At 41.9% G+C, this 17,610-nt stretch carries 13 protein-coding genes; 9 read left to right on the top strand and 4 right to left on the bottom strand.

Annotated elements, in window-relative coordinates:
• The first annotated feature begins 227 nt into the window (after nucleotides 1–227).
• The 3 genes from psbD (at nucleotide 228) to ACWATR_RS09570 (ending at nucleotide 2,963) form a co-directional block, all read left to right on the top strand.
• Entirely contained in the window at nucleotides 228–1,283 is a 1,056-nt protein-coding gene (psbD, locus tag ACWATR_RS09580; RefSeq protein WP_179066789.1) for a photosystem II D2 protein (photosystem q(a) protein), read from the top strand.
• Complete coding sequence (gene psbC, locus ACWATR_RS09575) at nucleotides 1,267–2,658, top strand: photosystem II reaction center protein CP43 (RefSeq protein WP_435024880.1); 1,392 nt, start codon at nucleotides 1,267–1,269, stop codon at nucleotides 2,656–2,658. Before psbD ends, psbC begins: the two co-directional genes overlap by 17 nt.
• Nucleotides 2,659–2,777: 119 nt before the next feature.
• Nucleotides 2,778–2,963, top strand: a complete 186-nt coding sequence (locus tag ACWATR_RS09570; protein ID WP_069070310.1) for a PCP reductase family protein — start codon at nucleotides 2,778–2,780, stop codon at nucleotides 2,961–2,963.
• A gap of 155 nt (nucleotides 2,964–3,118) precedes the next feature.
• On the opposite strand, the gene ACWATR_RS09565 is transcribed toward ACWATR_RS09570, so the two are convergent.
• Both ACWATR_RS09565 and ACWATR_RS09560 read right to left on the bottom strand, forming a co-directional pair.
• Nucleotides 3,119–3,955: an SWIM zinc finger family protein gene (locus ACWATR_RS09565; RefSeq protein ID WP_460331739.1), complete on the bottom strand. Its 837-nt coding sequence runs from the start codon at nucleotides 3,953–3,955 to the stop codon at nucleotides 3,119–3,121.
• Between the two features lie 104 nt (nucleotides 3,956–4,059).
• Complete coding sequence (locus ACWATR_RS09560; RefSeq protein ID WP_460331737.1) at nucleotides 4,060–8,751, bottom strand: SNF2-related protein; 4,692 nt, start codon at nucleotides 8,749–8,751, stop codon at nucleotides 4,060–4,062.
• A 142-nt stretch (nucleotides 8,752–8,893) separates the two neighbouring features.
• Here ACWATR_RS09560 and ACWATR_RS09555 point away from each other — a divergent pair, with 142 nt between their 5' ends.
• From ACWATR_RS09555 to ACWATR_RS09535, 5 genes are all read left to right on the top strand, one after another.
• Nucleotides 8,894–9,439 (top strand): GNAT family N-acetyltransferase, encoded by a 546-nt coding sequence (locus ACWATR_RS09555; RefSeq protein WP_460331735.1) that lies wholly within the window; start codon nucleotides 8,894–8,896, stop codon nucleotides 9,437–9,439.
• A gap of 101 nt (nucleotides 9,440–9,540) precedes the next feature.
• A complete protein-coding gene (locus tag ACWATR_RS09550) occupies nucleotides 9,541–11,697 on the top strand; it encodes a polyribonucleotide nucleotidyltransferase (protein WP_069070303.1) in 2,157 nt (718 codons plus the stop codon).
• Between the two features lie 662 nt (nucleotides 11,698–12,359).
• Nucleotides 12,360–12,500, top strand: a complete 141-nt coding sequence (locus ACWATR_RS09545; protein WP_460331733.1) for a hypothetical protein — start codon at nucleotides 12,360–12,362, stop codon at nucleotides 12,498–12,500.
• Nucleotides 12,500–13,381, top strand: a complete 882-nt coding sequence (locus ACWATR_RS09540) for a DMT family transporter (protein WP_460331731.1) — start codon at nucleotides 12,500–12,502, stop codon at nucleotides 13,379–13,381. Before ACWATR_RS09545 ends, ACWATR_RS09540 begins: the two co-directional genes overlap by 1 nt.
• Nucleotides 13,382–14,001: 620 nt before the next feature.
• Nucleotides 14,002–14,484 (top strand): SET domain-containing protein, encoded by a 483-nt coding sequence (locus tag ACWATR_RS09535; protein WP_460331729.1) that lies wholly within the window; start codon nucleotides 14,002–14,004, stop codon nucleotides 14,482–14,484.
• Nucleotides 14,485–14,601: 117 nt separating this feature from the next.
• Here ACWATR_RS09535 and ilvC read toward each other — a convergent pair whose 3' ends face one another.
• Nucleotides 14,602–15,597, bottom strand: coding sequence for a ketol-acid reductoisomerase (gene ilvC / locus ACWATR_RS09530; RefSeq protein ID WP_460331727.1), 996 nt, complete (start codon nucleotides 15,595–15,597; stop codon nucleotides 14,602–14,604).
• Nucleotides 15,598–16,084: 487 nt separating this feature from the next.
• On the opposite strand from ilvC, the gene ACWATR_RS09525 reads away from it, so the two are divergent.
• The gene (locus ACWATR_RS09525; RefSeq protein WP_460331725.1) at nucleotides 16,085–16,417 is read left to right on the top strand and encodes a hypothetical protein; all 333 of its coding nucleotides are present in this window, start codon (nucleotides 16,085–16,087) and stop codon (nucleotides 16,415–16,417) included.
• Between the two features lie 89 nt (nucleotides 16,418–16,506).
• On the opposite strand, the gene ACWATR_RS09520 is transcribed toward ACWATR_RS09525, so the two are convergent.
• On the bottom strand, nucleotides 16,507–17,568 hold the full coding sequence (locus ACWATR_RS09520; protein WP_460331723.1) for a tetratricopeptide repeat protein: 1,062 nt from the start codon (nucleotides 17,566–17,568) through the stop codon (nucleotides 16,507–16,509).
• Between the last annotated feature and the right edge of the window lie 42 nt (nucleotides 17,569–17,610).

Genomic DNA, 17,610 nt, shown 5'->3' with positions numbered 1-17,610 from the left:
GAATCATTAAGTTACCACAAGCTAGATTACTAGCCGATGGTACGTGTAATGTCATAACCCTGAGAAATAACGACTTAACTAGTCTGCAAGCTCTCAGAATCTCAGTTGTTTAAAAGCTGTTGAGATTGTCAAAAAAAACGTTAATTCCTCACGGTAGTCGGTTAGATTGACTCTCCGTACTACCTTAAAAACGTTGCAATTTTAGTAAAAAATGAGGATTTAGTCTGATGACCATCGCAGTTGGACGCGCCCCCAGTAGAGGGTGGTTTGACGTTCTAGACGACTGGCTCAAGCGCGATCGCTTCGTATTCGTAGGTTGGTCAGGGATACTATTGTTCCCCTGCGCCTTCCTAGCACTAGGCGGTTGGCTGACCGGCACAACCTTCGTCACCTCTTGGTACACCCACGGATTAGCCTCCTCATACCTAGAAGGTGCTAACTTCCTGACAGTGGCAGTATCCACCCCCGCCGACAGCATGGGACATTCCCTATTGCTGTTGTGGGGACCAGAAGCCCAAGGCAACCTCACCCGTTGGTTTCAATTGGGTGGTTTGTGGCCATTCGTGGCACTGCACGGAGCCTTTGGTTTGATTGGCTTCATGTTGCGGCAATTTGAAATTGCCCGTCTGGTAGGTATCCGTCCTTACAACGCCCTCGCATTTTCTGCTCCCATTGCAGTATTCGTCAGTGTATTCCTGATGTATCCCTTGGGACAATCTAGCTGGTTCTTTGCACCCAGCTTTGGCGTAGCGGCAATTTTCCGATTCCTACTATTCCTGCAAGGTTTCCACAACTGGACACTCAACCCCTTCCACATGATGGGTGTTGCGGGTGTATTGGGTGGTGCTCTATTGTGCGCCATTCATGGTGCAACAGTGGAAAATACCTTGTTTGAAGACGGTGATGGTGCTAACACCTTCCGCGCCTTCAATCCTACCCAGTCTGAAGAAACCTACTCAATGGTGACAGCAAACCGTTTCTGGTCACAGATTTTCGGTATTGCTTTCTCAAACAAACGCTGGTTGCACTTCTTCATGTTGTTCGTGCCAGTCACAGGTTTGTGGATGAGTGCCGTCGGCATCGTCGGTTTAGCACTCAACCTACGGGCTTATGATTTCGTCTCCCAAGAATTACGGGCGGCGGAAGACCCTGAGTTTGAAACCTTCTATACCAAAAATATTTTGCTGAACGAGGGTATCCGCGCTTGGATGGCTCCTCAAGATCAACCCCACGAACAATTTGTATTCCCTGAGGAGGTATTACCACGTGGTAACGCTCTCTAATAGACCGAATGTATTAGGTGGTGCTGGACGCGACCAAGAATCCACTGGATTTGCTTGGTGGTCTGGTAACGCACGTTTAATCAACCTATCTGGCAAACTACTGGGTGCTCACGTTGCCCACGCTGGTTTGATTGTATTCTGGGCTGGAGCGATGACTTTGTTTGAAGTCGCTCACTTCATTCCCGAAAAGCCCATGTATGAGCAGGGCTTGATCTTGTTACCTCACCTCGCCACTCAGGGCTGGGGTGTTGGTGCTGGTGGTGAAGTCATCGACACCTTCCCCTACTTTGTTGTTGGTGTACTCCACCTAATTTCCTCAGCCGTCCTTGGCTTTGGCGGTATATATCATGCTGTCCGTGGTCCAGAAACCTTAGAAGAATACTCTTCTTTCTTTGGTTACGACTGGAAAGACAAGAACAAGATGACCAACATCATCGGCTTCCACCTGATTATTTTGGGATGCGGTGCGTTGCTGTTGGTGCTGAAGGCAATGTTCTTTGGTGGTTTATATGACACTTGGGCACCAGGCGGTGGTGACGTTCGTGTTATTACTAATCCGACATTGAACCCAGCGGTTATCTTCGGTTATGTAATCAAGTCTCCCTTTGGTGGCGAAGGCTGGATTGTTAGCGTTGATAACTTGGAAGATGTCGTTGGTGGTCACATTTGGATTGCCTTTATCCTAATTGCTGGCGGTATCTGGCACATCTTCACCAAGCCTTTTGCTTGGTCACGCCGTGCATCCATCTGGTCTGGTGAGGCTTACCTCTCCTACAGCTTGGGCGCTCTGTCGTTGATGGGCTTCATTGCCTCAATCTATGTTTGGTTTAACAACACCGTTTACCCCAGCGAATTCTACGGCCCTACCGGTCCAGAAGCTTCTCAAGCTCAAGCTTTGACCTTCTTGATTCGTGACCAACGCTTGGGTGCTAACGTCGGTTCTGCCCAAGGCCCTACAGGTCTAGGTAAATACCTGATGCGCTCTCCAACTGGTGAAATCATCTTCGGTGGTGAAACCATGCGCTTCTGGGATTTCCGTGGCCCTTGGTTGGAGCCTCTACGTGGTCCCAATGGTCTTGACTTGGAAAAAATCAAGAATGATATTCAACCTTGGCAAGCTCGTCGCGCCGCTGAATACATGACCCACGCTCCTTTGGGTTCTCTGAACTCCGTAGGTGGTGTGGCTACTGAAATTAACTCTTTCAACTACGTATCTCCTCGCGCTTGGTTGGCGACTTCTCACTTCGTACTAGGATTCTTCTTCCTAGTTGGTCACTTGTGGCACGCTGGTCGCGCACGGGCTGCGGCTGGTGGTTTTGAGAAAGGAATTAACCGTGAGACTGAGCCAGTGATGTTTATGGACGACCTAGATTAGGTTGTAAAGTTTATCTCATCACTGACAATCAAATAGTTTGTTTAGAGGCTCTTGCGTAAAAGCAAGGGCTTTTTTTATAGGAAAATTAGTAATCTAGTGATTAAACGGTAATTAATACTATGAGCGATTCCAATTTTATTGATGCTTTGCGATGGACATCTGAAGCTAAAGAAAAATTGCAAAATATTCCCTTTTTTGTTCGCTCTCAAGCTAAAGCCAGAATTGAACAGCTGGCTCGTGAAGCAGGACAAGAGGTTGTGACGGCTGATTTGGTAGAACAGGCTAGGCTTGAGTTTGGACAATAAAATATTCTGGAGATCGTAACAATGACAGTCGCCAAGAATCGAGCAGACCGAGTAATCTCCCCTTCCCTTGCAGGGAAGGAGCTGGGGGTTAGGTTTGAAAGAAAGTCGCACACGGCGCTAATTACGAATTACGAATTACGAATTACGAATTAGTATCAACTTCCTCCGACATTCATTGCTGCTAAAAAAGCCTTCTGGCTCACATCTCTGTAAACTGCATTCAAAGACTTCATTACCACATCACTCGAAGTTGAATTTACTGTATTTTCTTCTTCCTTCGCTAGGGGGATTGCTCCTAATACATCTAATACCATTTCGTTAGTAGATGGCGAAATCACTACCAAGGATGACTCTAGTGGCTCATTGTATTGCCAGAAAGAATCAATTTTTACCGAGTATTTGTTATTAGGAATTGACTGTTGAATATCAGGCGCTTCTGTGCTAGGGGTTTCAATCTTGGCACTACGTAATTGTCGCAAATCGCTGATAATTTGCTCTTTGGTACGTCCACGCAATTGAAATAGTACAAAGGGGTCTTCACTGAAGCGATCGCCTAACTGATAGTACAGCGCACCAATGTGTTTACAGGGATTTGCCTTATCGGGACAAGAGCATTTACTCTGGACATCACCAAGGGTAAAAGGAAATATCGAAAGACCATTAGCCGTGAAGACTTCTTCTATATTTTGTGGCATTTCTCCTGCTAGTAGCTTGGCAGCAAAAATTGCCCTTTGGGACATGGTTTCAATTACATAACCCCATTGTTCATCGCTAAATGGTTCAAGGGAAAGGGAAACTTTATAAGGTTCGATTTCACTACCTTGTACCCTAGCTAATACTTTTGCGCCTTTAAATTCGATGCTTAAAACGTTTCCTTGACGAGCATAGTTTCTCGCACGTTCTAAACGCTTTTTAAAGCGATAGGAATCTAGCAAATCTAGCCATTGTTGTGACCACCATTCTCGACTTGCTTGTAATGTGTAATTAGTCATAATTAATTCAAAAGCAAAGCTTAGTAATGTGCTGTACTAATTTTGACGGGTTCGTAGTGAGCGCTTTAGCGCTCAAATCAAGGACTAAAGTCCTTACTACAAACTTATTCTGCATCATCGTCAATTACTGCACTGCGATCGAGTAGTAGTAAGTTGCGAAGTTGGTCTGTATCCATTTCGGTTAACCATTCTTCACCAGCACCAACAACTTGTTCAGCTAATTGTTTTTTACTTTCAATCATGTCATGAATTTTTTCTTCTAAAGTGCCAGTACAAACAAATTTATGTACTTGCACATTCCGGGTTTGACCAATCCGAAATACTCTATCTGTGGCTTGATTTTCCACGGCTGGATTCCACCATCTATCAAAGTGGAATACATGATTTGCTCGTGTTAAATTCAGTCCGACACCACCAGCTTTCAGAGAAAGAATCATAATCGGTGGCCCTTGGGGATCATGTTGGAAACGATCGATCATTTCTTCCCGTTGTTTTTTGCTGGTGCTGCCATATAAAAAGAATATTTCTCGCCCTAGCTGTTTTTCTAAATAGGGTTTAAGAAGTTTACCCCACTCAGCAAATTGTGTGAATATTAAAGCTCTATCACCTTCTGCTAAAACTTCTTCTAACATTTCTTCTAGACGCAGAAGTTTGGCTGAATTATGTTGCTCTAATGTTGCTTCTTTTAAATATTGGGCTGGGTGATTGCAGATTTGCTTGAGTTTGACTAGTAAAGCTAAAATCATCCCCCGACGTTGCAATCCTTCAGCAGATTCTATCTCTACTAAAGATTGTTCTACAACTTGTTGATAAAGTGCGGCTTGTTCACCAGTTAAACCGCAAAATACGGTCATTTCTTGCTTGTCTGGTAAATCTTGAATGATGTCGCGATCGCTTTTCAATCGCCGCAGTATAAATGGTTGCACTAATGAACGTAACTGAGTCAAAGAAGCGGTATCACCATACTTTTCAATTGGCATGGCAAACCGCCGCTGGAAAAATTGCTTATTGCCTAAATATCCGGGATTTAGAAAATCTAAAATAGACCATAGTTCTTGCAGTCTATTTTCCACTGGTGTCCCCGTCAAGGCAAGACGAAATGTTGCTTCTAATTCCCGGACTGCTTTTGACTGCTTCGCCTCTGGATTTTTCACATTCTGTGCTTCATCTAAAACTATTATCTGCCAAGAGACACTTTGCAATGACTTGATATCTCGATGAAGAAGTGAGTAGCTGGTAACGATTAAATCGTGCTTTTTCACGGCTTCTAAAAACGCTTTCCCTTTTGGACGCTTGTCACCGTGATATTGCAAAATTTTCAGGCTTGGTGCAAATTTATTGACTTCCCTTTCCCAGTTGCCTAAAACAGAAGTTGGACAAACTAGTAGTGTTGGATTTTCTAGTGCATCTTGTTCTTTCAAGTGCAGCAGAAAAGCGATGAATTGGACAGTGTTATGGCAAATAATATTGTTAGCGACAAAATTATGATGTTCGCTAACTTCAAAGTCATAAACCCATCCATCATAATCTATCTCTTCTATTGATTCTATCCGGCAATAAAATACCTCTTGGTCGAGAAGACATTGCAAAGACTGTCTTGTTAGGCTCAACTGTTCTATATCTAGGTTGCTATATGCTGTCAGGGTTTGAGTTGTCCACTTGGAAGGTTTGAGTAGCTGATACTGTTCTTGGGCTTCTCCACTGATAACACGGTTCATCCCAGCTATTACTTGCTGTAAACTATTTCTAGAAAATTGCTGGGAACCATTAATGTAAACAGTATTGTGCATCCCAAAATGCCGCAATGGGAGTCCCGTTGCTATGACTGTTTGGGCAACCATATCAGAAGCAGGAATTCCTTCAATATTTGTATTGCTGACCAGTTGACAAATTCGTTCTAACTTGTTCTGTTTATCTGAGTTATTAAAACCAATTTCTTGGATAAATCTGCGGGCAGAATTCCCTCCAATTACACCAATATAGTAAGTGCGTAAAGTATGAGTTCCATTAGTGGCACACTTCAGTTTGGGCGATATTCGTAACCAAATGCCGAAACGCCGTAATAGTGCCGAAAGTTGCTGAATTAGTAAAGCTGAAGCTGTAGCAATTTCGATACTTCCCATACTCAAAACAACAGCAGATTCAGCATCGAAATAGTTTTGTAAAAATATCCGCACACTATCCAAATCTGCCTGCATGATGAAGGGCGGAATAGATTTTTCTGCCGATAGTTTACCCCAAATATAACCTTTAGCTTCTAAGAATTTCCGATAGGCTTGGCTGTTAACTCGAAGAGAAGCAACTCTGTTGGGGAAGGTAGAGATATTAGGGCTGTTAATTTTGAGGTTATAGCGCTTTTGAATGCGTTGGCAAGTCTGGAGTAGATCCTCTAATACTCTGGTGTCTTTTTGGGATATTGTGACTCTTCCCACATCGGGTAGTTCATGCCCTTCAGCAATCTGCCAAGCAAGAAACTTGACTAAATCAGGGTCTTGTGGTTTTCCATTCCAAAGCGTTTTACTTGGGACACAAACGTAATCACCCACCTGTAAGTTATTTGTCCAACCTTTACTTGTTAGCAGCTTGTGACGATGAGTGATTGTGATATTGCTACCGTCTTCTAGCGTGATTTTTCGTAATTTCTCGCAGACTTGCTGCCGATACAACCGCCTCACATTAGCCTGGACAATTTTGCCAGTTTTTTCATCTATGGAATTAACTAATAATTCCTCTGTGGGGTTAGCCCAAAATCCTTCGCCGTCAAATTCTGTTTCTCCAGCATGAGTTGTCCAGATTGTCTCGGCTGTGCGTAACAGTCCACTTACATTTAATAGAGTATCATTCGCTACGCATTTACCGAGTCCCATATCGTCGGCGAGACACGCACCCAAGCCCCAACGTTCTAGGAAAGATAGCCAAGCCGCACCACGTTCTTGATAGGGTCGCAACTGTCCTTTAAAGCCTGCTGGTGTGGGTAAAGGTGCGATCGCTTGATTATTACTTAACGCCCCAATTAACTCTTGCAACGCCCCAGATGCCTCAAAGCTAACTACTGGTAATTTTTCAATTACCTGGGTATCTCCTGTACTGAAACGCAAGGCATCTTCGAGGGAAAGCGCCATTTGGTCTTTGCGAGTGGTAAAAAATGTTTGGGCTGTCTTAATATCTTGAGGGCGTAATTCCACCCACTCGCCGTTAATTTCCACTAGCGGACTATTTAAAGCCACAAGTTTATCAAATTCAGCTTTAGAAATAGTTTGTCCACCAATTGCCAATTGCCATTGGAAATTTAGTAGACTTTGCAATCCTAAACGTCCCTGCTTTTTCTTTGGGGTTTCGGCTGAAATTTTCAAACCCAAACGGTTCGCCCATCCTTCGCGGTTCGCTAAACTGGGTGGCAAAATTACTCCCAAACCACTGTCTTCCAACCTCCAAGCTACAGCTTTGATAAACTCATAAGCTTGCATGGGGGTGAGACGAGAAGATTGGGGATATTCGGTTTCTAAACTGGGTGCGTAGGCGCTTTGTGCCTTGTCGCCAGACATCGCAGGATACAATCGGGAAGCTACCCCCAAACCTCGCAAAAATGTTTCTTGTGGTTGCTCAATTATCCGATTTTCATAAACCAATCGTTCAACTGGATTGTTCCAAATAGTTGCCGCATCCACCAAAAACTCAGGATCATCAGCCGCTTGCAAAAAATACGCCAATGTCCAATCTGTTTCGCCAGACTCTGGAGAACGCAGTTGAAAACAGGTACGAAATAGAGTTTTAAGCGTTAACTGGTATTGTAGCGGCATAGTCCAAGCCTTCAGTGCCGCTTCCAGTCGTTCTACTTCAATGGCATCTGCATTGACAGTGCCAGATGTACTAGTTAAGCCTTGCAACCACTGTCGCACCCCAGCTGGTAAAGATGCAATTGCCTTAGCTTCAATTGGAGGTTGAGAACCTACCATTTCTCGCACTTGGGCATCTATCGTACTGTTGAGAAATCCCAAAAGTAATTCTTGAGGTTCGGTGGGAAAGTCTACATAAAGTAGTGATTGGGAAGACTCCTCCCCAGTCCCCAGTCCCCAGTCCCCAGTCCCCAATCCCTCTTGATAAGTGCGACAAACCAACGGCATGGTTGCAGAATATTTTTCTAGGCGGGTTCCATCTACTGCACTGTCTAGAAGTACTCGCCATTTGGCAGCAAATGCACCATCTGATTGTCGGTCAATTGTTGGTAAAAACTTACACCGTGAGATTAAATCTAAACTCCAGCGGGCAACCTGTGACCAAAAGCGTAAATCTCCACCCAAAAAGGCATCTTCCCCTTTAGCAGCATTTAAGGGAACAGCAGCGAGAAATTTTACTGCTTCGCTGGGGTTGAGACAAAAACCCTCAACTCGCCACGGTTGTAAATATTGCGGGGAGTCTGTATTTTCCCCCAAACTGGCAGAATGTACAGGGAAAATCGCTGCTGTTCCTTCATCACTGCTTTCTGGGATATAAGTTGGTAGAGCAATGATTTGGGAGTGCGTTGGCAAACTGATTTCAGTGGCACTGGCGGCTTTGCGGGTTCGCCCAGTAGTTGCGAACGCTACTTGGGGTTTCTGGATGAAGTTGGTAATTGCCATGTTCTGCGATCGCAACCACTCACTCAACTCAACCGATGTCATTGCCAATGGATGTAGTGCTATATCTCCAGATCCACTAGACTCTAAATTTACTCGTGGCGATCGCCAAGTTTCCCCCCAAATAAATAAACGACTATTTTGATTTTTTAGTAACCAATTACAGTGTAAAATCGCCATTTGCTAATTACTTATATTTTCCCAAAATTCAAGAATGAAAATCGCAATTATTCTACTTTTTGCATCTTATTAATAAGATTTTTAACCAAAATTTCCATATAATAAATATTTAAGTAATTATTCCACATAAACATTGTTAATAATGAAATTTCCCCTAATTAAAGTTTTAAGAAATGGAATATTAGTGGAACTAGATTATATACGTCCTCAAGAGCATGAGGTTGTAAGAGCATTACTGAATGTTGTCATTGTTGAAGGTAAAACCTATCCGCAAAAGCAACCTTTATCTCCTACAGAATTTTCAGCTTACTGGTTAAGCAAAGATGCCTTTGTTGTCAGAACATCTGTTGTAGATCCTACACACAAGCCAAAAGAAATATTAGGGGCGTTTTATTTAAAGCCAAACTTTCCCGGTCGGTGTAGCCATATTTGCAACGCTGGTTTTATTGTACAACCTGGGTTACGCGGTCAAGGTTTAGGACGGTTTATGGGAGAGGCTATGCTTTCGATAGCAGCAAACCTGGGCTACGAAGCAGTAATGTTTAATTTGGTCTTTGAGACTAATATACCTTCAATTACACTTTGGCAGTCGTTAGGATTTGAGATTATTGGGCGAATTCCGGGCGCGGCGAAGCTAGAGAATGGGCAGGTAGTAGACGCGCTAATCTTGTATCACACTTTGCGTTAAACGACTTGTCTATCTTTGTATGTACTAGAAGTCAGCCATAGGGCATAAATGTTAGGATTGCCACAGAAAGAGAATAGCGAAAGAGAAGGAAAAAAAACTGAATGGCAGAAGTTGATAAGTCAATATCCTTCGATGGAAGGGATATTCGACTGAAAGTAGGCCTATTAGCTCCCCAGGCTGGTGGATCGGTTTTGATAGAATCAGGGGACACATCCGTTTTAGTGACGGCTACGCGATCGCAAGCCAGAGAAGGCATTGATTTTCTTCCCCTAACAGTAGATTACGAAGAAAGGCTATATGCCGCTGGTCGGATTCCCGGAGGGATTATGCGGCGGGAAGGTCGCCCACCAGAAAAAACAATTCTCACCAGCCGTCTTATAGACCGTCCCATGCGTCCCTTGTTCCCGTCGTGGTTGCGGGATGACCTACAAATTATTGCTTTAACGCTGTCGATGGACGAGTTAGTTCCACCCGATGTGTTAGCAGTTACAGGTGCTTCCATCGCTACCCTGATTGCTCAAATCCCTTTTAATGGGCCAATGGCAGCAGTGCGGGTTGGTTTAGTGGGAGATGATTTCATCATTAACCCCACTTATGCCGAAACTGAAGCTGGAGACTTGGATCTGGTAGTAGCAGGTTCACCACATGGCGTGATCATGGTGGAGGCGGGAGCCAATCAGTTGCCAGAGCGAGATATTCTTGAGGCGATTGACTTTGGTTATGAAGCAGTGCGGGACTTAATCAAAGCGCAGCAAGATTTAATCGCCGAACTGGGTCTGGTAATAGTGCAAGAAGCACCACCAGAAGTAGACCAAACGCTAGAAAATTATATCCGCGATCGCGCCAACGGTCAGATTAAGAAAATCCTGTCTCAATTTAGTTTGACCAAACCCGAACGCGATGCAGCTTTAGATGTCGTCAAGGATGAAATTGCCGCGACGATTACCGAACTGCCAGAAGAAGACCCCATTCGAGTTGCCGCAACTGCAAATAAGAAGGCACTTGGTAACACTTTTAAAGATATTACCAAACACTTCATGCGGCGACAAATCATCGAAGATAACGTCCGCGTTGATGGTCGTAAACTCGATCAAGTGCGTCCGGTTTCTTGTTTAGTTGATGTTTTACCAAAGCGAGTCCACGGCAGCGGTTTATTTAACCGGGAACTAACTCAGGTATTATCCACTTGTACTCTGGGTACACCTGGAGATGCTCAAAACCTCAACGATGACATGCAGCTAGATCAGCACAAGCGTTACCTGCATCATTACAACTTCCCACCCTTCTCAGTCGGGGAAACCAAGCCAATGCGTTCTCCAGGAAGGCGGGAAATTGGTCATGGGGCATTGGCAGAACGAGCGCTCCTACCTGTGCTACCGTCAAAAGAACAATTTCCCTACGTGATTCGCATCGTCTCGGAAGTACTGTCTTCCAACGGTTCCACCTCAATGGGTTCAGTCTGCGGTTCCACCCTCGCCCTGATGGATGCTGGTGTACCAATTCTCAAACCCGTTAGTGGCGCAGCAATGGGTCTGATTAAGGAAGGGGACGAAGTACGAGTCCTGACGGACATCCAAGGTATTGAAGACTTTTTGGGCGACATGGACTTCAAAGTTGCCGGGACGGATACCGGGATTACCGCCTTGCAAATGGATATGAAAATCTCCGGTTTGTCTTTGGAGGTTATTGCCCAAGCCGTCCACCAAGCCAAAGCAGCCAGATTGCATATTCTGGAGAAAATGCTCGCCTGTATTGACACGCCGCGGACTGAAACCTCACCTTATGCCCCACGTCTGTTAACAATCAAGATTGATTCAGACATGATTGGTCTGATCATCGGGCCTGGAGGCAAGACTATTAAGGGAATCACAGAGGAAACTGGTGCAAAAATTGACATCGAAGATGATGGCACCGTGACAATTTCTGCTGTGGATGAGAACAAGGCCAAGAGAGCTAGAAATATCATCCAAGGCATGACCCGCAAGTTACACGAAGGGGATGTCTATGCAGGACGCATTACTCGGATTATACCGATAGGTGCATTTGTGGAATTTTTGCCTGGGAAAGAAGGGATGATCCACATTTCACAACTAGCTGACTACCGCGTTGGCAAAGTTGAGGATGAAGTAGCTGTGGGCGATGAAGTGATTATCAAAGTGCGCGAAATTGATAACAAAGGTCGCATCAATCTCACCCGCTTGGGTATTCACCCAGATCAAGCAGCAGCAGCACGAGAAGCTGCGGCGGTAAATCGTTAAATCGATTGGGGATTTTAGATCAATTAAATCTAAAATCCGCGATGCCTATTGTGAAGGCATCGCCGTATGCTTCTCTATTTTGTAAGATTTCTGATATCAAATCACCGAATATTTCTTTGTAATCTCTGCAAAAATGTTCAGTGCTCCAAAATACCCACTGATGAGCTACTTACGTGACCGTAGTTGTCTTATAGGAATCCGCTTTGATTTCTGAACTAATTTGCGTAGGCAGGCAATAGGCAATAGGCAATAGGCAAGAAGGCTTCTTAGTTGTACTGAGTTTTTTCAGAAATCAAATATGAGTCCTATAGGATCAGTATCTATTAAAATACGGTATACTTTATTGAAAAGTTGAATTTTCAGATTAGCGATCGCAGTTAAACCAAAAATATTTTGAAAGCTAAAGGCACTCTGCTAGTTTTTAATTTGTTGCCCAGTTGTGTTATGTCCAAGAATTTATTGTTATATGATTGTGCAATTTGTGCAATCTCTTCAGCTTTGTTGACAATGGAATAACCAAGGAAAGTTTTTGGACAGTGTTCGGTTTTGTCGTGCGCTTTTTCCCTACGTACTAGTTAACTTCAATAGCACAGTGAATGGTACAGTTGGGATTGGATTAATGCAAACTTCCTTTACCTTTTAATTGCAATGTGTAAAAAGGCATGAAAATCGGATTAGTAGAACTTCCTCAAATAAAAATCCTAGATCCTGAAGGCACTAACTGGACAAAGGAAAACCAATATTCTTTAGGCGATCGCATTCTCTATGGATGTAAAGAAACATTATTCAATCAATTAGTTTAATGGAAACTAAAAATTCATTACATTTAAAAGGAATAATACTGCTTATCCTTGTTAATGTAATTAGCGCTACAACCTTTCCATTGACTAAAGACATCGTTACTAGTCTTTCACCAAGTGCATTGATTGTCAGCCGCTTTGTCATAGCGGCAGGGGTTTTTACCTTAAATTTACGTAATATTAATGCACTTTTATTTCGTGATGGTACAGTACTAGGACTTTTGCTTTTCTTTTTCTTAGCTATAGAAACAGTTGCACTCAAGACGATACCAGCAAACCGGGCAGCATTCATTGGCAGTTTGAACGCACTCATCGTCCCCTTACTAGGATGGCTGAGTGGTCAACGCGTGCTGTTAAGAAGTTTCCTAGCTGCTGGAGTCGCTGTGATTGGTATTGGCGTGATGTTTTGGGAAGGGGGAGAACTAGGAATTGGCGATCTGTTGATGTTTTTTGATGCTTTTGTCTATGCAGCATACATACTTTTTTTAGAGCGAGTCGCCTCCCGTCACCCCACTTTAACACTCACTAGTGTTCAACTTTTGTTCATTGCGTTAGTAGGGGTACTCTGGAATAACACACAAATCCTTAACGAATTTGAGGCAATTCGCCAGCACTGGGGAGCGATTCTCTATTTAGGGCTGTTGGCGACGGCTGCTGTCATCTGGCTTCAAACATTAGCACAGCAATGGGTTTCATCTGACGAAACCGCATTACTCTATACACTTGAGCCATTGTTCGCCACAATTTTCTCGTTTTGGCTACTTGGAGAACATCTGGGAATACGCGGTCTTATTGGCGCGATTCTTGTCTTAGTTGCTCTGTTTCTAAGTCAAATACCTCAAAAAATTGAGCCGGAAGCAAAAGTTGAGATACAGAGCAGTTAAGGATTATTAACTTATTAGAACCATAAACTTCTTAGGTTGGGTTTCGTTCCTAAACTCAACCAAAAATTATCCTTAACCCAATACAGTTCAGATAAGACCAAAGCACTTGTAGAGACGGCAATTTATCGCGTCTCGAAAACCCACAATTTTCTACAATTAGCCCTTAACCCAAGCGTATTTCAATACTGCACGCTTTGTGCATTTTTAACTCGGAATTGGGTTTGGGGAAAAGGTTAAAGGGTAAAGGTTAAAGGTTTTTTCTTTCCCCTTTCCCTTTCCCCTTTTCCCCTTAACCGACAAGTATTGAGGCGTATTGCTCTTTAATCTATTTGTTTAAAAGTATCGAAAAATTAAGGTTAAATACCTGAAATCCATACCAAATATTTGATACTTCAGTCTAAAAAATGTAGTTCAGCCTGAAGTGAGAATTGAAATTTTTTAGAGCATAAAATCTTGCAAATATGCATGAATTCAAAAAATATATTAGAAATATATTTGAAACTTATTTTGCCATAAAAGCAGCAGTAAAACTAGAAAAATTTACTTTACAAAAAATCACTTTACATAGTAGATTTAACTCTAATTAAGCCAAGTTTTTTAAATAAAATGGTTCTTTTTTTATGAGTACAATAGAGGCAATTTCAGCTTCAAAGCTCAATTCTCGTATCACGATTCAACAAACAGGAAAAGGACGAGGAGTATTTGCTAGACAAAAATTTGCCCAAGGGGAAACTGTCGTAGTGGGTATTCCAATTGAAGAAGTTCCCGAACGAACAATTTATTCCTTTCAGATGGATTTTAATTTGTATGTCAACCTAGACGAGCCTGCTGTCGTCATTAACCATTCTTGTGATCCAAATACTGGGGTAAGAAACAATCAGTTTGGAGGATATGACTTCGTTGCTTTAGGAGATATCGAAATAGGTGAGGAGATTACCTGGGACTACGAAACCACTGAATATGAATCAATTGCTGTCCACCGATGCTTGTGCGGATGTTTATCTTGTCGAGGGAAAACATTAGGATTCAAATTTCGGGAACAAATGTTGCGTGATACTTATGGAGAGTACATTGCAGATTATCTCAAAACTCAAAGCAAATAATATTTGTTAAACCACATCTATAGCGATAGTTTTTCAAAATACTGGGAGAATTAACTGTTGTAGAGACGCGTTAGTACTGCGGGACAAAGTACAATTTCGCGTCTCTACATTCTTTTATTAAGCCTTTTTCAACCAGCTAAACATAGCGCGTAAATCTTTACCAACTTCTTCAATTTTGTGTTCAGCTTCTTTACGACGCATAGCGGTAAATCCTGGTTTACCAGATTGGTTTTCGAGAACAAATTCTCGTGCAAATTGTCCAGATTGAATTTCGCTGAGAATCTTCTGCATTTCAACCTTGGTTTGTTCGGTAACAATCCGTGGCCCACGAGTATAATCGCCATATTCAGCTGTGTTAGAAATGCTGTCGCGCATCTTGGCTAAACCACCTTCCACAACCAAATCAACAATCAGCTTGACTTCATGCAGACATTCAAAATAAGCTAATTCTGGTTGATAACCAGCTTCTACCAAAGTTTCAAACCCGGCTTTGATTAAAGCACTCAAACCACCGCACAATACCGCTTGTTCGCCAAATAAATCGGTTTCAGTTTCTTCGCGGAAAGTAGTTTCGAGAACACCGGCGCGAGTACCACCGATACCTTTAGCATAAGACATGGCGCGATCGCGTGCCTGACCGCTAGCATCTTGATAAACTGCAAACAACGCTGGTACGCCTTCCCCACCTTCATAAGTCCGCCGTACTAAATGCCCTGGCCCTTTTGGTGCTACCATCACCACATCGACGTTAGCAGGTGGTACAACTTGCCCAAAGTGAATATTGAAGCCGTGGGCAAAAGCCAACACATTCCCTTCTTCTAAATTGGGTTCAATCTCGTTTTTGTAAATCGTTTTTTGAACTTCATCAGGTAACAAAATCATGATGAAGTCAGCAGCATTAGCCGCATCTGCAACATTTTTCACAGTTAACCCAGCTGCTTCAGCTTTTGCAACTGACTTACTACCCGGATATAGTCCCACAATCACATTCAAACCACTATCTTTGAGATTGAGAGCGTGGGCATGACCTTGGGAACCATAGCCGATAATAGCAATAGTTTTTCCAGCCAAAAGGTCTAAATTGGCATCTTCGTCATAATACATCCGGGCCATAGAAGCATCTCCTGTCAGCAAGCATCGTCATTAATTCGCAGGCTTACGATTGTACCTCAAATTGAGTAACCACAGATTAACTGTCAAATATTGAATTTATCTCTTTGAATTCAGGGGGAGTGTTTACGACGGCAATAATTGTCTAACTTCTTTATCTCAAGCAAGTAAAGTTACTCAGTTTCAGTAGACTGAAAAGTTTTGCGATACCTTCTCTACGAGACGCACTCACGTTCTGCGGGCGTAGCGATCACCAAAGAATAGTAGCCTATAATACACTTTTGTTTAAGTATAAAAAATTTGATCCTTTTTGATAATTTATAACCCACCTTCGGCACTCTAATGTAGTAAAAGTTTTCAGCAGCCAATGCTGAGTAACTTCCTTGCTCGGTTGTGGTTCCTTGCTTTTACGTTTCTTAGAACTAATGTACTAATACGTAATTATTTATGTATAATCATATATTCCTAAAAAATTAATGTCTAAGGAGTTATGGTGACTTACTCTGCTGTAAATGGGAAAATTTACAATCCCCATAATCTACAAATTCTCGACCACGAAGAAATGCAATATTTGCCATGCTTTCAAGCATTAGCTAATATATTTAATTCTCAAAATTACGAGATTTGTATTAAAAGAGAAGATTTTGGCAGAATGTTTTTTGTTGGTGTGTTAAACAAAAATTCTCTCGTTGCTGTAAAGATTTATCTGGTGTATGCTTGTGTACCAATTGATGACCCCATAAATGTGAATGTGCTTCAAGCTGCAATTAATCACTTTCAATCAGGAGTTAGAGAAGATTTAGTACTAAATCGTCGTGTTTGACTAAGTAATAGTTAAACTAAAACCCCTAATCACTCAAGGATGATAGGGGTTTATCTTAATACCTCAGAAAACTTGAGCTTTGAAAAAATCTAAATTTCTAACTCTCTAATATTATTTAATATTCTTTGATAATCGTCCACATTCCCCTGCTTTAAAGAAATATTAGCGGCTAGTTTTAAATCTTGAATACCACCTTCTAAATCGCCAATTTTAATTCTAATAAAACCTTGTTTTTCATGAGCTTCTTTATGAAAAGCATTAATTTTAATTGCAGCACTGTAATTCTCAAGCGCTTTATTATAATAACTGCCCAATTCATAAATATATCCTCTATAGAAATAAGAAGATACATGCAAAGGATTAATTTCAATACATTTATTAAATTTAATTATCGCTTCTTGAAATTGGTTTTGATACATTTTGACCACACCCGTACCATAATAAGCACCATAATAGTTTGGATTTAATTGTAAAGTTCGATTAAAATCTTCAATTGCCAGCACATAGTTTCCCATAGCACCATACGCCAGACCTCTATTGCAAAAAGCATCTATATAGTTAGGGTATAATTCAATAGCAAGATTAAAATTTACAATTGCTTCTGAATATATTTTAGTGTATAAATAAAATAAAGCTTTTCCGTAATAAGCTGAAGGGAGTTTTGGCTCTAGCAAAAGTGCTTGCTGAAAATCTTGAATAGCATTTTTGTAATTTCCCATACTTAGGAAACTCAATCCTCTTTTTGAATATATAAATGCTGTATTTGGATTAATATTTATTGATTGATTATAGTCTTCGATAGCCCCTTGATAATCTCTTATTTCTGTGCGAGAAATTCCTCTGTTAAAATAGGCGGCTGCCAAATTTGGGTTAATACGTAAAGCCTGTGTATAGTCCTGAATTGCAGATTGATGCTGACTTAAATTAGCTAGGATTAGACCACGTAAACAGTAAGCATCAGCATTATTAGGATTGATACTTAAAATCTGGTTGCAATCTTCAATCGCTCCTTTATAATCATGTTGTTGGCTCTTAGTACCAGCACGATTTAGGAGGAACTCCACAGATATACCTTTCACTACGCTTTTAGCTATATCTTTTAATAACCAATCCATTTCAAAAAAACCAATTGTTAAGTAGTAACCTTTCACTTACGTTTAGTATTCCCTCTTCTTTGAACTGAATACCACCTG

Source organism: Nostoc sp. UIC 10890 (assembly GCF_054786515.1).
Note: the sequence above shows the minus strand (reverse complement) of the source record. Positions and strands in the feature narration are given on the sequence as shown.

Excerpts from the sequence above, each read along its gene's own strand:
- ilvC (WP_460331727.1), bottom strand. The coding sequence starts at position 15,597 with ATGGCCCGGATGTATTATGACGAAGATGCCAATTTAGACCTTTTGGCT.
- ACWATR_RS09525 (WP_460331725.1), top strand. The coding sequence starts at position 16,085 with ATGGTGACTTACTCTGCTGTAAATGGGAAAATTTACAATCCCCATAAT.
- ACWATR_RS09535 (WP_460331729.1), top strand. The coding sequence starts at position 14,002 with ATGAGTACAATAGAGGCAATTTCAGCTTCAAAGCTCAATTCTCGTATC.
- ACWATR_RS09540 (WP_460331731.1), top strand. The coding sequence starts at position 12,500 with ATGGAAACTAAAAATTCATTACATTTAAAAGGAATAATACTGCTTATC.
- ACWATR_RS09550 (WP_069070303.1), top strand. The coding sequence starts at position 9,541 with ATGGCAGAAGTTGATAAGTCAATATCCTTCGATGGAAGGGATATTCGA.
- psbD (WP_179066789.1), top strand. The coding sequence starts at position 228 with ATGACCATCGCAGTTGGACGCGCCCCCAGTAGAGGGTGGTTTGACGTT.
- ACWATR_RS09555 (WP_460331735.1), top strand. The coding sequence starts at position 8,894 with ATGAAATTTCCCCTAATTAAAGTTTTAAGAAATGGAATATTAGTGGAA.
- ACWATR_RS09560 (WP_460331737.1), bottom strand. The coding sequence starts at position 8,751 with ATGGCGATTTTACACTGTAATTGGTTACTAAAAAATCAAAATAGTCGT.
- ACWATR_RS09565 (WP_460331739.1), bottom strand. The coding sequence starts at position 3,955 with ATGACTAATTACACATTACAAGCAAGTCGAGAATGGTGGTCACAACAA.
- ACWATR_RS09570 (WP_069070310.1), top strand. The coding sequence starts at position 2,778 with ATGAGCGATTCCAATTTTATTGATGCTTTGCGATGGACATCTGAAGCT.
- ACWATR_RS09545 (WP_460331733.1), top strand. The coding sequence starts at position 12,360 with ATGAAAATCGGATTAGTAGAACTTCCTCAAATAAAAATCCTAGATCCT.